This is a genomic window from Nocardia abscessus, from assembly GCF_015477775.1.
Classification (GTDB): Bacteria; Actinomycetota; Actinomycetes; order Mycobacteriales; family Mycobacteriaceae; genus Nocardia; species Nocardia abscessus_A.
Map to the genome: position 1 here is coordinate 90056 of NZ_JADLQO010000003.1, position 13422 is coordinate 103477.

A 13422-nucleotide genomic window follows, 5' to 3' on the forward strand; every position below is an offset into this window, starting at 1 on the left:
GGGCGGGCATGATCGTGGCATGATCATCGCCTTCTCCGTCACACCGCTCGGAACCGGCGTCGATGTCGGCCGCGCGGTCGCCGAGGCGGTCCGCGTGGTGCGCGCCAGCGGACTGCCCAACCACACCGATGCCATGTTCACCACCGTCGAGGGCGAATGGGACGAGGTGATGGCCGTGGTGAAACAGGCGACCGATGCCGTTCTCGCCGCCGCGCCGCGGTGCAGCCTGGTGCTGAAGGCCGACATCCGGCCCGGTGTGACCGATGCGATCACCGCCAAGGTGGAGAAGGTCGAGCGCTACCTCGCCGAGGGCTGACGACCCGGGCGTTCCTGGTCGAACCGACACCGAATCGCGCGCCGCCGCGCGGTGGCGGGGGCGCGCAGATTACCCTCTATCGGGTGGCGATATCCAAGGTCGAGCGGCTGATGAATCTGGTCATCGCGCTGCTGTCGACCCGGCAATTCCTGACCGCGGAGCGGATCCGGGAGAGCGTCGCCGGTTATGAGGACTCCGCCAGCGACGAAGCGTTCAGCCGGATGTTCGAGCGGGACAAGAACGAACTGCGCGATCTGGGCATTCCCCTCGAGGTCGGTCCGGTGAGCCGGTACTCGACGATCGAGGGCTACCGGATCAACCGCGACGCCTACGAGCTACCCGACATCGACCTGACCGACCAGGAGGCGGCCGCCGTCGCCGTGGCCGTGCAGATGTGGGAATCGCCCGAGCTGGCCGCCGCGGCGGAGGGCGCGCTGCTCAAGTTGCGCGCGGCGGGCATCCATGTGGAGACCGACGCCGCCGTGGCGTCGATGCCTGCCGTCCCGGCCCGCACCCGTGGCTCGGAACCGGTGCTCGGCAAACTCCTCGCCGCGATCGACGCGGGCCAGGCGGTGCGATTCGAGCACCGCGCGGCGATCAACGCCCCCTATCTGATGCGCGACGTCGAGCCGTGGGGCGTGGTCACCCACCACGGCCGCTGGTATCTGGTCGGGCACGACCGGGACCGGGACGCGGTGCGTAGTTTCCGCCTGTCCCGGATCGGCGACGACGTGACCGCGTACGGCCCGCGCAACGCCGTGCGAAAGCCGGACGGCGTCGATCTGCGCACCATTGTCGACCAGGTCACCAGCACCGCGCCGGTCAGCGGCTCGGCGACGGTGTGGGTGGCCGAGGGGCGGGGACGGGAGATCCGCAGGCTCGGCCAGGTGACCGGTGCGCGCACGGTCGGTGGCCGCGCGGGCTCGGTCGTCGAGCTTCCGGTGCGATCGCGGGATTGGCTGGCCCGGCTCATCACCGGGCTGGGGCCGGATGCCGTGGTGCTGGCCCCGGAGTCGCTACGCACCGATGTCATTGCGCGGCTGCGCTCGGTGTTCGACCGCACGGAGGTGCGGGCATGAGCTCGCGGCTGTCGGTACGTCTTTCCCGGCTGCTGAACATGATCCCGTATTTCATCGCTCATCCCGGTATCAGCGCCGCCGAGGCCGCCGCCGACCTGGGCGTCACCACCAAGCAGCTGATGAGCGATCTCAATCAGCTGTGGATGTGCGGGCTACCCGGGTACGGCCCGGGCGATCTGATCGACCTGTCGTTCTCCGAGGAGAGCATCGAGGTCACCTTCTCCGCGGGCATCGATCGGCCGCTGCGGCTGACCTCCACGGAAGCGACCGCGCTGCTGGTCGCGCTGCGCTCGATCGTGGAGATGCCCGGCATGGTGGACCCGACCGCGGCCCACGCGGCTATCGCGAAGATCGAAACGGCGATCGCGGGTAGCGCGGCTCCCGCCGAGGACGGGCGATCGCGAACGCCGCCGCAGGAGGCGCCTGCGGTGGCCGCGGTGCGCTCGGCGCTGGCGCTGGGCCGGGCGCTGCGGCTGGTGTACTACTCCGCCAGCCGGGACGTGGTGTCCGAACGGATCGTCGACCCGATCCGCATCGTCCTCGTGGACGACAACAGCTATCTGCAAGCCTGGTGCAGGCAGGCCGAGGGAGTGCGGCTGTTCCGCTTCGACCGGATCGAGGCAGCGGCCGAACTGGGCGAGCCCGCCCGGCCGCCCGAGCATGCCACCGAGGCGACGGCGGGCCTGGACCTGTTCCAGGACGACCCCGCGGTTCCCTTGGCGCACTTGCGGATCCACGCCGACTACGCTTGGGTTCTCGATCAGTACCCGATGCACCGGCTCGCGGTGCACCCCGACGGCAGCCTGGAGGCGACCATGCGGTTCGCCACGCTGGACTGGATGGCGCGCCTGCTGCTCGGTTTCGGGTCGGGCGTCACCGTCCTGGGGCCGCCGGAGCTGGTCGCGGCGGTGCGCGAGCGGTCGAACGCCGCGCTGGCCGCCTACGAGGAAGCCGGATACCTGGAGGCCCGATGAAGGACAACGAGGCCCTACCGGCATGAACAGTCGCGTGCTGGTGGTTGGTGCGGGCAGCATCGGCAATTTCGTCGGAGGCAAGCTCGGGGTGGCGGGCGCGGATGTCACCCTGGTCGGTCGTAGACGGGTGCTCGACGAGCTCAGCGCGTCCGGGCTGCGGCTCACCGATCTCGACGGCGGGGACGACGCGCTGCCTGCGGACCGGTTCCACGTCGCCACCGAACCGGATGACGTCGGATCGGCCGATCTGGTGCTGGTGACGGTGAAATCGGCGGCGACCGCGGCGGCGGTACGCGAGCTGGGTGGCAAGATCCGCCCTGGCACCGTGGTGCTGAGCCTGCAGAACGGCATCGGCAACGACTCGGTGATCCGGGAGATCCTGCCGCACTGCGTGGTCTTGGCGGGCATGGTGATGTTCAACGTCGTGCACCATCCCGGCGGACGCTTCCATCGCGGCACCGAGGGCGGTCTCGCGGTGCAGGACGATCCGGCGCTCGCGCCGTTCCTGGAGGTGTTCGAGCGGGCGGGACTCGGCTTGCGCCGGTATCCCGACCTGCGCCCGGTGCAGTGGGCGAAGCTGCTGCTCAACCTCAACAACCCGATCAACGCCCTGTCGGGGCGCCCGCTGCGGGAAGAACTCGCCGACCGCGACTACCGCCGCTGTCTGGCCCTGACCCAGCGCGAAGCGCTCGCGGTGATGAACAAGGCACGAATTCGCCCGGCCCGGCTGACGCCGTTGCCGCCCCGCGTGATGGCCTCCATGCTGACCGTCCCCGACAGCCTGTTCCAGCGGGTGGCCGCGCAGGTGCTGGCCATCGATCCGATGGCGCGTTCGTCCATGGCCGACGATCTCGAGCTGGGCCGCACGACCGAAATCTCCTGGCTGTGCGGGGAAATCGTCGGACTGGGCGCGATGGTCGGAATGCCGACGCCGGTGAATCAGCGGCTGATCGAATTGATCGTCGCCGCCGAGCAGGGCGACCGGCGCGCGTGGACCGGGCGCGAACTGCTCGGCCAGTTGCGGGCCGCCGCGGCGGGCAGCGGGCCCGAACACCGGGCGAACGAGCGGTGACGGCGGCGTTCGCGCACGTCACGGTCCGGTAGCATCGAAATATCACAGTCTTGGGAGGTAGATCATGGGCAGTCTGAGCATCTGGCACTGGCTGATCATTGCGGTGGTTTTCGTGATGTTCTTCGGCGCGAAGCGGATGCCCGACGCGGCCCGCAGCCTGGGCCGATCGTTGCGCATCTTCAAGAGCGAGGTGAGCCAGATGCACAACGAGAGCAACGCGCCCGATTCCGGCGCGTCCGCTCAGCAGCCCGCGCCGCAGTTGCCCGCCGCGCAGCAGCCGACGCCGTCGGTCACCGAGCCCCGCACCGAGCAGAAGTCGGTCTGAGCGGATCCGCTCGCGCCGGAGTGAGGAAGAACTCACTCCGGACCTAGTGCTGTTGCCGAGCTGAGCGAGGCACTCAACCCAGGGGCGATCAACCAACCATGCGAATCCCGTTCGATCCGCGGCGTAGCAAGCGCAGGACAAATCCCGACGGCACGATGTCGTTGGTCGAGCATCTGCAGGAGTTGCGGTACCGGTTGCTGGTGTCGATCGCCGCGGTGATCGCGACGACGGTGCTGGGATTCCTGTGGTACGCGCACGGGTTCCTCGGGGTGGAAAGCCTCGGTGAGATCCTGCGGGGGCCGTATTGCTCGCTGCCCGCTTCGGCGCGTGCGACGTTGAGCCCGGACGGCGAGTGCCGTCTGCTGGCGACCGCGCCGTTCGAGCAGTTCACGTTGCGGTTGAAGGTCGGCATGACCGCGGGCGTGGTGCTGGCGGCGCCGATCTGGCTGTATCAGCTGTGGGCATTCATCACACCCGGCTTGTACGCCAAGGAACGCAAGTACGCGATCGGGTTCGTTTCCTCGGGCACCGTGTTGTTCGCCGCGGGCGCGGTGCTGGCGTACGTGGTGATCGCGCACGCGTTGAGCTTCTTGCTGACCATCGGCGACAACGTGCAGATCACGGCGTTGAGCGGGTCGCAGTACTTCAGCTTCATCCTGCAGTTGCTGATCATCTTCGGCGTCAGCTTCGAGACGCCGTTGCTGATCATCGGGTTGAACCTGGTGGGGGTGCTGACCTATCAGCGGTTGAAGGCGTGGCGGCGGGGGATCACGTTCGGGTTGTTCGTGTTCGCGGCGATCGTGACGCCGCAGGATCCGTTCTCGATGCTGGCGCTGGCGTTGGCGCTGACGGTGTTGTTCGAAGTGGCGATCCAGTTCTCCCGGATCAACGACATGCGCCGGGCGCGTAAGGAGCGCGAAGGCTTGGGCGCGCTGTCGGACGAGGAGGCCTCCGAGCTGGGTGGGCCGGAGCCGATCGATCCGGCGGAATCGGTCTCCACGCCCGCGGAGAAATCCACACGACCGGTGTCGGACTACTCCGATACGCTCTGACGAGTGACAGATGACCGGTCGCAGACGGGCGAGTTGGACGTATTTTCCGCCGAACTGAAGTTCCGGCTGGATCCGTTTCAGCGCGATGCCTGTGCGGCGCTCGAAGAAGGCCACAGCGTCCTGGTCTGCGCCCCGACGGGCGCGGGAAAGACGGTCGTTGGCGAATTCGCCGTCCACCTGGCGCTGGCCGCGGGCGGCAAGTGCTTCTACACCACACCCATCAAGGCGCTGTCGAACCAGAAGTTCGCCGACCTGACCGAGCGGCACGGTCGCGAGAGCGTCGGATTGCTGACCGGCGACCAGTCGATCAATCCGGACGCGCCGGTGATCGTGATGACCACCGAGGTGCTGCGCAACATGCTCTACGCGTCCTCGGACGCGCTGCGCGGGTTGTCCTACGTCGTGATGGACGAGGTGCACTACCTGGCCGACCGTTTCCGCGGCGCCGTGTGGGAGGAAGTCATCCTGCATCTGCCGCCGGACGTGCGGTTGGTCAGCCTGTCGGCCACCGTCAGCAACGCCGAGGAGTTCGGCGCCTGGATGGAGACCGTGCGCGGCGACACCGCGGTGGTGGTCGACGAGACCAGGCCGGTGCCGCTGTGGCAGCACGTCATGGTGGGTCGGCGGATGTTCGACCTGTTCGACACCAAATCGACCGAGCAGAAGGTGCTCGTCGACGAAGACCTGGTGCGGTTCATCCGCCACCGGCAGGCCGCCGACCGGATGAACAGCTGGGGCGCCTCGCGCAACGGCCGCGGCGGACCGCGCCGCGATTTCCGTCCGCTGCCGCGGCCGGAGGTGCTCGCGAAACTGGACGAAGAGGGCCTGCTGCCCGCGATCACGTTCATCTTCAGCCGGGCGGGTTGCGACGGTGCGCTCGCGCAGTGCCTGCGGTCGCGGCTGGATCTGAGCCGTCCGGAGGAGCGCGACGAGGTCGACGCGATCATCGACAAGCACACCGGCGATCTGCCGAAGTCCGATCTGGAGGTGCTCGGCTACTGGGAGTGGCGCGAGGCGCTGCACCGCGGTCTGGCCGCCCATCACGCCGGAATGCTGCCCGCGTTCCGGCACACCGTCGAGGAACTGTTCGTCAACGGGCTGGTGCGCGCCGTCTTCGCCACGGAGACGCTGGCCCTGGGCATCAACATGCCCGCGCGCACCGTCGTGCTGGAACGGCTGGTCAAGTTCAACGGTGAGTCGCACGCCGAGCTCACGCCGGGGGAGTACACCCAGCTGACCGGGCGCGCCGGGCGGCGCGGCATCGACGTCGAAGGCCACGCGGTGGTGCTGTGGCAGCCCGAGGTGGACACCAGCGCGGTCGCCGGTCTGGCCTCGACCCGCACCTACCCACTGCGCAGCTCGTTCCGGCCGGGCTACAACATGTCGATCAACCTGATCGACCGGATGGGCGCCGACGAATCCCGCGCCCTGCTGGAGCGGTCGTTCGCCCAGTTCCAGGCGGACCGTTCGGTGGTCGGGCTGGTGCGCGGCATCGAACGCAACGACGCCGCGCTGCGCAAGCTGCGTGACCAGCTCGGCGGCGCGGAAGGCGGGTTCCTGGAGTACCTGTCGCTGCGGGAGCGGATCAAGCAGCGGGAGCGGCAGCTGACCCAGCAGAGCCGGGCCGACCGCCGGGGCGCGGCGGTGGACGCGCTCGGCGCGCTGCGGCGCGGCGACGTGGTGGCGATTCCCTCCGGTCGGCGCGCCGGGCTCGCGGTGATCCTGGAGCCGGACGCGACGCCGGGCGATCCGCGGCCGCTGGTGCTCACCGAGGACAAGTGGGCCGGGCGGGTATCGGTCGCCGACTTCCCGGTGCCCGCCGAGGCGCTCGGGCACATGCGGCTGCCGCGCCGGGTGGACCACCGGACCGCGCGCACCCGCCGCGATCTGGCCTCCGCGCTGCGCAGCACCGGCATTTCGGTGCCCGGCCGGCCCCGGCGCGGCGGCAGGCAGTCCGCCGCGGCCGACGACCGGGAACTGGCCACGCTGCGCCGCACCCTGCGCGCGCATCCGGCGCACGCCCGGCCCGATCGCGAGCAACTGTCCCGGGTGGGCGAGCGATACAACCGGTTGCAGCGCGAAACGGAGGCGATGCGCCAGAAGGTTGCCGCGACCACCAACTCACTGGCGCGCACGTTCGATCGGATCCTCGGCCTGCTGGAGGAACGCGGATTCGTGCACGAGAGCGAGGTGACCCCGGAGGGACGCAGGCTGGCCCGCATCTACGCCGAAAGCGACCTGCTGGTCGCCGAATGCCTCCGCAAGGGGCTTTGGCGCGGCCTCGGCGCGGCCGAACTGGCCGGCGTGGTGTCGATCCTGGTGTACGAATCTCGCCAGGAGGGCGGATATCTCGGCGCGAGCGGACCGACGGCGCCGATCCGGCGGGCGGTCGGCGCGACCATCGGGGTCTGGTCCGAGCTGCGGTCCGACGAAGCGCGGCACAAACTGCCGCCGACCAGGGAACCCGATCTGGGCTTCGTCGACGGTGTCTACAAATGGGCACGCGGGGACGGGTTGGCCGAGTCGTTGCTCGCCAGCGGCGACCAGGGCGCGCCGCTGTCGGCCGGTGATTTCGTGCGCTGGTGCAGACAGGTGATCGACCTGCTCGACCAGATCCACAACACCGCCGACGACCCGGAGATCGCCGCCACCGCGGCCAAGGCGGTACGGGCGATCCGGCGCGGTGTCGTGGCGGTGGACGCCGCCTGACCGGTGTCGCGACCGGCCCGGCGGCGGCAATAGCAACACGGCGGATTCGATTGTGATTTGATTTCTTTCGCGTACCGACCGTGGCGGAGTAGTCGTGTCATGCGACGAGGCCCACGCGGGGGGCTACCGTGTGTACAACGATGCGAGTGGAGGCAAGCAGATGAGCGGCCCGTACGGACCGAACGACCCCGGGGAGGGACGCAACGATCCCACCCAGCAGTGGGGTGGACAGCAGGCGCCGGGCGGGGCCGGTCCCACGCAGCAGTGGGGCGGTCAGCCGCAGACCCCGGCCTCGGCCCAGCCGACCCAGCACTGGGGTGACCAGCAACCGCAGCAGCAGTGGGGCCAGCAGCAGCCGCCGCAGCAGCCGTGGGGCCAGCAACCGCAGCAGCCGCAGCAGCCGCAGTGGGGCCAGCAACCGCAGCAGCAGTGGGGCCAGCAACCGCAGCAGGACTGGGGTCAGCAGGGCCAGCAGCCGCAGTGGGGGCAGGCGCAGCAGCCGCAGCCGCAGTGGGGCGCTCCCGGCCAGCAGCCGCCGCAACAGGGCGGTAAGGGCAAGGGCCTGATCATCGGTCTGTCCGTGCTCGGCGTCGCGGTGGTCGGCGCTATCGTCGCGCTCGTGCTCGTGCTGACCGCCACGGACCAACTGGACCAGGCCGCGGTGCAGGACGGCGTGAAGAAGGTGCTGTCGGACTCCTACGGCATCCAGGACATCAGCGATGTCTCCTGCCCGTCCGGCCAGGAGGTCAAGGTCGACGCCACCTTCGAATGCAGCGTGAAGGTCAGCGGCGAGGCCAAGAAGGTGTCCATCAAGATCACCAAGGACGACGGCACCTACGAGGTCGGTCGCCCGAGCTAGGTTGCTGTGTTGGTTTTTTCCAGCGCCTGCGGCGCTGGGTGTTCGCGGCTCCTTGATGGCTCGCGTCCGAGCGACCGCCGCTGGCGACTGCGTCGCGGACGCGGCGGCCACTCGGCCGCGAGCCGGGCCGCGAACGGCGCATGCTAGGTCTCGCTTCGCTGCTGAATCGGCTTCTGGCGATGCGAGCGGTGGGCCTGGGGGTTCTCGCGTCAGGCGGTGCGTGCGGCGAGTGCCGTGATCAAGCGCGTGACCGGGCTCTCGGCGTTGTAGGCGGTGGCGAGGGCGCGCAGCCGGTCCGCGTCGGCCGGCTCGGTGGGGAGGACGTCGCTGCGCGACAGGGTCACCTCGGCGTCACAGACCACCCGGACGACCGGTGCGGCGGCCTTCAAGTAGTCCTCGGCGGCGCGCAGCCGGGCGCGCACGCTCTGCGCCAGGTCGGCGTCGGGATCATCGACGGCCGCGACCAGGGCGTCCAGCGAGCCGAAGCGGGAGATCAGCGTGGAGGCGGATTTCTCGCCGATGCCCGCCACCCCGGGCAGGCCGTCGGAGGCGTCACCACGCAGCGTGGCCATGTCGGCGTATGCCGGGCCCGCGTTGCGCAGCGGCACACCGTACTTCGCCGAGACCTCGGCCGGGCCGAACAGTTCTGCCTTGGCCAGGCCCCGCCCGGCATACAGCACCCGCACCCGGGGTGTGGGCTCGTCCCGGACGAGCTGCAACAAGTCGCGGTCTCCGCTGACCACGACGACCTCGTCGGTGCGCTCGCGGGTCGCCAGGGTGCCCAATACGTCGTCGGCCTCCAGCCCGTCCGCGCCGCCGGTCGCGATGCCCGCCGCGGCGAGCACCTCCAGGATCATCTCGACCTGGGGGGTCAGTGTGTCGGGAACACTTTCGGCGCCGGGAGCGGCCTCCGCCGACGTATCCAACCGGTGGGCCTTGTAGGACGGCACCAGATCGACGCGATAGGCCGGGCGCCAATCCAGATCCAGGCACACCACCAGCCTGCTCGGCGCGAATTTGGTGATCAGCGACGCGACCATGTCGGTGAAACCACGCAGCGCGTTCACCGAGCGGCCGTCGGGCGCGGTGATCTTGTCGGGGATGGCGTGGAAGGCACGGAACCACAGACTGGCTCCGTCCAACAGCAACAGGGGCCCACCGGCAACAGAGGTCACGCGCTGAGGCTACTCGCTCGCACCGACACCGCCGCGGCGAAGTTCGGCGTTCATCGGTCGCGCGTGCCGGGTAACGTCGGACGAATGAGCTCGCATACGGATTCCAGGTTCGCGGCGGACGTCTACGGTGCACGGCTGGAGCGTGCGGTGGAACTGATGCGAGCCGCCCACCTCGACGCGTTGCTGATCACTCCCGGGCCGGACCTGCGCTACCTGATCGGCTCGGCGGCCGAATCGTTCGAGCGGCTGACCTGCCTGGTGATCCCGGCGGACGGCGCGCCCGCGTCGGTGGTGATCCCGAAACTGGAGCTGGCGTCGCTGGATGCCTCGGCGGCGGGTGAACTGGGTCTGCAAGTGCTGGACTGGGTGGACGGCACCAACCCGTACGCGCTGGTGAAGTCGGCGCTGCACGTCGGCTCCCGGGTTGCCGTGGCCGATGTCATGCCCGCACTGCATCTGCTGCCGCTGGCCGAATCGTTCACCGGTCTGCCGGTGTCCGCCACCCCCGTCCTGCGCGAGCTGCGCATGATCAAGGACGCCGCCGAAGTGGACGCGCTGCGCCGGGCGGGCGCCGCGATCGACCGGGTGCACGCGCGGATGAGCGAGTTCTTGCGGGTGGGGCGCACCGAGGCGGAGGTCGGGCGCGACATCGAGGCCGCGATCGTGGCGGAGGGGCACACCGAGGCGGCGTTCGTCATCGTCGGCAGCGGTCCGCACGGCGCCGACCCGCATCACGGGGTGTCCGAGCGCCGTCTCGAGGCCGGTGACGTGGTGGTCGTCGACATCGGCGGACCCGTCGAACCCGGGTACTACTCCGACTCCACCCGCACCTACGTCCTGGGCGAGCCCGCCCCCGAGGTGGCCGCCCGATACGCCGAACTGGAGAGCGCGCAGGCGGCGGCGGTGGCGGCCGTCCGCCCGGGCGTCACCGCGGCCGCGGTCGACGCCGCGGCGCGAAACCCGCTGACGGAAGCGGGTTTCGGGCACGCGTTCGTGCACCGCACCGGCCACGGGATCGGGCTGTCGGTGCACGAGGAGCCCTACATCGTCGCGGGCAACGACCTCGTCCTGCAGCCCGGTATGGCCTTCAGCGTCGAACCGGGCATCTACTTCCGCGGCGAGTGGGGCGCGCGCATCGAGGACATCGTGGTCGTCACCGACGACGGCGGCGAGTCCCTGAACAAGCGGCCGCACGGTCTCGCGGGCTTGTGATCGACGGTTGACGACCGGCAACGCCACGGCGGGGCGGCGGGGACCCTACGCGCCGGCGCCGTTCCCGCGGGTTTCGCCGTCCGCGGCCGGTGCGACGAGCGTGCTGCTGGACAGGACGCGCCGGACCTGGATGGCGATCACCACACGCGTCGGGTTCTCCCGCGGCACGCGGTAACGACCGGCGTACCGCTCGACCGCCTCGGCTACCTCGTCCGGAGCGTCGAGGACGGTCGCCGGGCCCTCCAAGGTGATCCACCGGATCCCGTCGACCTGACTGACCGCCGCGTAGCCGGAGCGGCGCACATTGCGTACCTTCACCGACCCGTCGTTGGTGATCACGCGCGCGATCCCGGCTTCCCGGTCCCAGGTGAACCCCACCGCCACCACGTGCGGCGTTCCGTCCGCCCGCAACGTCGTCAGCGTGGCGAGGTGCCGTTCGGCGACGAACTCGAGGGCGGCGGGCGACAACTCAGCAGCACTCGTCGGCATCTTCCGACCGTAGCCTCCGGCCCCGCTGCACGTTTCACCAGCCCGACCGCGACAAGCACCCGCGTGCGGGTGAGTGATGACGGGCCACACCCGTGGCAATGACAGACTGAGGCGCATGGAAACGCGTGGATCGGCCGACGGGACCGTACTGCTGCTGGGCGGGCGCAGCGAGATCGGCCTCGAAGTAGCGCGGCGGCTGGCGCCCGGACGAGTGGTGGTCCTCGCGGCCCGGCGCAGCGACGAGTTGGCCGCGCAGCGTGCGCAGATCACGGACGCGGGCGCGAGCGACGTGCACACCGTCGAATTCGACGCCGACGACACCGCGAGTCATCCGGCGCTGCTGGAGAAGGTCGACGCGGAGCACGGGCCGATCGGCATCGCGGTGCTGGCCTTCGGCGTGCTCGGCGATCAGCGGCGCGCGGAGCGGGATCCAGCCCACGCGGCGGCGATCCTGCACACCGACTTCGTCGCCCAGGCCAGTGTCCTCACCACCTTGGCGAATCTGCTGCGCTCGCGCGGCGCGGGACAGATCGTGGTGTTCAGCTCGGTCGCGGGGGTGCGGGTTCGCCGCGCCAACTACGTCTACGGATCGGCCAAAGCGGGACTCGACGGCTTCGCCTCGGGTCTCGCGGACGCGTTGCACGGCAGCGGGGTTCGGTTGCTCCTGGTGCGACCCGGGTTCGTCATCGGGCGGATGACCGAGGGAATGTCGCCCGCGCCCTTCTCCAGCACGCCGGAACAGGTCGCCGATGCCGTGGTCGAAGGTCTGCGCCGCGGCGCGAGCCGAGTCTGGGTGCCACGGATCCTGCGACCGGTGTTCTTCGTGATGCGCCTGCTGCCGCAAGCGATCTGGCGTCGGATGCCCCGGTGAGCGCCGTGCCCGTGCCGTGGACCGGCGCGCCGATCGCGGTCGTCGGCATCGGCGCCGACGGCTGGGACGGTCTCGGGCGCGCGGCGCGAGACGCCGTCGGCGACGCCGAGATCCTGTTCGGTTCCGCGCGCCAGCTCGCTCTCGTGCCGCCCGGTGTCGCGGCGCGGCGGGTGCGGTGGCCGTCGCCTTTGCTGCCCGCTCTGCCCGGGCTGCTCGAAGAGCACGCCTGCGCGCGGCTGTGCGTCCTGGCCAGCGGCGATCCGATGTTCTACGGGATCGGTGTCACCTTGGCCCGGCTACTCGGCGCACCCGCGCTGCGCGTGCTGCCGCAGCCGTCGTCGGCGTCGCTGGCCTGCGCCCGGCTGGGGTGGTCGCTGCCCGAGACACCGGTGGTCAGCGTGGTGGGGCGTCCGCTGGCGACGGTGCTGCCGGAACTGGCCGACCGCAGGCGGCTACTCGTGCTCAGCGCCGACGAGCACACCCCTCGGGAGCTCGCGGATTTCCTCGGTCGGCACGGTTTCGGCGGGTCCGAACTGACGGTTCTCGAGCAACTCGGCGGTCGCGCGGAACGTCACCGCGCCGGCATCGCGAAGCAGTGGGAACACCCGCCGGGCGACCCGCTGAACATCGTGGCGGTCACCTGCGCGGCCGACCCGGGATTGCCGCGTGCCACCCGCCTGCCCGGCCTGCCGGACGAATTGTTCGGCGGTGACGGCCAGCTCACCAAACACGAGATCCGCGCGCTGACGCTGGCGGCGCTGGCCCCGGCTCCTGGCGAGCTGCTGTGGGACGTCGGCGGCGGGTCGGGCAGTATCGCCATCGAATGGTGCCGGGCGCATCCGGGCAACCGGGCCGTCGCGTTCGAGCGGCTCGAGCGCAGGCAGCGGCAGATCGCCGACAACGCCACCGCTCTCGGCGTGCCGCACATCCTGGTGCGCGGCGAGGTGCGCGCCGAACTCGCCGCCGACGCCGGAACAGCCGCGCCCGACGCGATTTTCGTCGGCGGGGGCCTGACCCAGGATGGCCTGCTCGAGACGTGCTGGGCGCAGCTGCGTCAGGGCGGCAGGCTCGTCGCGAACGCGGTGACCGCCGAATCCGAATCGCTGCTGCTCAGCTGGTCGAGCGCCCAGGGCGGCGTTTTGCGTAAGTTCCAGATCTACCGCGGGGAACCGTTGGGCTCCTTCACCGCGTGGCGCCCCCAGCTTCCGGTCGCGCAGTGGTCGGTGGTGAAACCCGCGACGGGGTTCCCCGCTGAGGGGTGAACACGTTACCGGTCACGCGGTAGGGTC

At 70.3% G+C, this 13422-nt stretch carries 13 protein-coding genes; 11 read left to right on the plus strand and 2 right to left on the minus strand.

Annotated features, from left to right (window positions below; genetic code table 11):
• The first annotated feature begins 19 nt into the window (after positions 1-19).
• The 8 genes from IU450_RS11090 to IU450_RS11125 all read left to right on the plus strand — a co-directional run bounded on the left by IU450_RS11090 (position 20) and on the right by IU450_RS11125 (position 8386).
• On the plus strand, positions 20-316 hold the full coding sequence (locus IU450_RS11090) for an MTH1187 family thiamine-binding protein (protein ID WP_195149700.1): 297 nt from the start codon (positions 20-22) through the stop codon (positions 314-316).
• 83 nt (positions 317-399) lie between these two features.
• Positions 400-1395 (plus strand): helix-turn-helix transcriptional regulator, encoded by a 996-nt coding sequence (locus tag IU450_RS11095; RefSeq protein WP_195149701.1) that lies wholly within the window; start codon positions 400-402, stop codon positions 1393-1395.
• Entirely contained in the window at positions 1392-2369 is a 978-nt protein-coding gene (locus IU450_RS11100; protein ID WP_195149702.1) for a helix-turn-helix transcriptional regulator, read from the plus strand. Before IU450_RS11095 ends, IU450_RS11100 begins: the two co-directional genes overlap by 4 nt.
• Positions 2370-2391: 22 nt before the next feature.
• Positions 2392-3441, plus strand: a complete 1050-nt coding sequence (locus tag IU450_RS11105) for a 2-dehydropantoate 2-reductase (protein ID WP_195149703.1) — start codon at positions 2392-2394, stop codon at positions 3439-3441.
• 64 nt (positions 3442-3505) lie between these two features.
• Positions 3506-3766 carry a Sec-independent protein translocase subunit TatA gene (gene tatA / locus IU450_RS11110; RefSeq protein WP_195149704.1) on the plus strand — a complete coding sequence of 87 codons (261 nt, stop codon included), beginning with the start codon at positions 3506-3508 and terminating at the stop codon, positions 3764-3766.
• 98 nt (positions 3767-3864) lie between these two features.
• Positions 3865-4818 carry a twin-arginine translocase subunit TatC gene (gene tatC, locus IU450_RS11115; RefSeq protein ID WP_195149705.1) on the plus strand — a complete coding sequence of 318 codons (954 nt, stop codon included), beginning with the start codon at positions 3865-3867 and terminating at the stop codon, positions 4816-4818.
• A gap of 3 nt (positions 4819-4821) precedes the next feature.
• Positions 4822-7527 carry a DEAD/DEAH box helicase gene (locus IU450_RS11120; RefSeq protein ID WP_195149706.1) on the plus strand — a complete coding sequence of 902 codons (2706 nt, stop codon included), beginning with the start codon at positions 4822-4824 and terminating at the stop codon, positions 7525-7527.
• A 160-nt stretch (positions 7528-7687) separates the two neighbouring features.
• Positions 7688-8386, plus strand: coding sequence for a DUF4333 domain-containing protein (locus IU450_RS11125; protein ID WP_195149707.1), 699 nt, complete (start codon positions 7688-7690; stop codon positions 8384-8386).
• Between the two features lie 209 nt (positions 8387-8595).
• Here the strand turns inward: IU450_RS11125 and IU450_RS11130 are convergent, their stop codons facing one another.
• The gene (locus IU450_RS11130; RefSeq protein ID WP_195149708.1) at positions 8596-9561 is read right to left on the minus strand and encodes a 5'-3' exonuclease; all 966 of its coding nucleotides are present in this window, start codon (positions 9559-9561) and stop codon (positions 8596-8598) included.
• A gap of 84 nt (positions 9562-9645) precedes the next feature.
• On the opposite strand from IU450_RS11130, the gene IU450_RS11135 reads away from it, so the two are divergent.
• On the plus strand, positions 9646-10773 hold the full coding sequence (locus tag IU450_RS11135; RefSeq protein WP_195149709.1) for a M24 family metallopeptidase: 1128 nt from the start codon (positions 9646-9648) through the stop codon (positions 10771-10773).
• Between the two features lie 45 nt (positions 10774-10818).
• Here the strand turns inward: IU450_RS11135 and IU450_RS11140 are convergent, their stop codons facing one another.
• Positions 10819-11262, minus strand: a complete 444-nt coding sequence (locus tag IU450_RS11140) for a PPOX class F420-dependent oxidoreductase (protein ID WP_195149710.1) — start codon at positions 11260-11262, stop codon at positions 10819-10821.
• Between the two features lie 115 nt (positions 11263-11377).
• Between IU450_RS11140 and IU450_RS11145 the strand changes: the two genes are divergently transcribed.
• Complete coding sequence (locus IU450_RS11145; RefSeq protein WP_195149711.1) at positions 11378-12133, plus strand: SDR family NAD(P)-dependent oxidoreductase; 756 nt, start codon at positions 11378-11380, stop codon at positions 12131-12133.
• Positions 12130-13395, plus strand: coding sequence for a precorrin-6y C5,15-methyltransferase (decarboxylating) subunit CbiE (gene cbiE / locus IU450_RS11150; protein WP_324197626.1), 1266 nt, complete (start codon positions 12130-12132; stop codon positions 13393-13395). The genes IU450_RS11145 and cbiE overlap by 4 nt, the downstream gene beginning before the upstream one ends.
• Positions 13396-13422 lie beyond the last annotated feature (27 nt).

Excerpts from the sequence above, each read along its gene's own strand:
- IU450_RS11090 (WP_195149700.1), top strand. The coding sequence starts at position 20 with ATGATCATCGCCTTCTCCGTCACACCGCTCGGAACCGGCGTCGATGTC.
- IU450_RS11100 (WP_195149702.1), top strand. The coding sequence starts at position 1,392 with ATGAGCTCGCGGCTGTCGGTACGTCTTTCCCGGCTGCTGAACATGATC.
- IU450_RS11105 (WP_195149703.1), top strand. The coding sequence starts at position 2,392 with ATGAACAGTCGCGTGCTGGTGGTTGGTGCGGGCAGCATCGGCAATTTC.
- tatA (WP_195149704.1), top strand. The coding sequence starts at position 3,506 with ATGGGCAGTCTGAGCATCTGGCACTGGCTGATCATTGCGGTGGTTTTC.
- tatC (WP_195149705.1), top strand. The coding sequence starts at position 3,865 with ATGCGAATCCCGTTCGATCCGCGGCGTAGCAAGCGCAGGACAAATCCC.
- IU450_RS11125 (WP_195149707.1), top strand. The coding sequence starts at position 7,688 with ATGAGCGGCCCGTACGGACCGAACGACCCCGGGGAGGGACGCAACGAT.
- IU450_RS11135 (WP_195149709.1), top strand. The coding sequence starts at position 9,646 with ATGAGCTCGCATACGGATTCCAGGTTCGCGGCGGACGTCTACGGTGCA.
- IU450_RS11140 (WP_195149710.1), bottom strand. The coding sequence starts at position 11,262 with ATGCCGACGAGTGCTGCTGAGTTGTCGCCCGCCGCCCTCGAGTTCGTC.
- IU450_RS11145 (WP_195149711.1), top strand. The coding sequence starts at position 11,378 with ATGGAAACGCGTGGATCGGCCGACGGGACCGTACTGCTGCTGGGCGGG.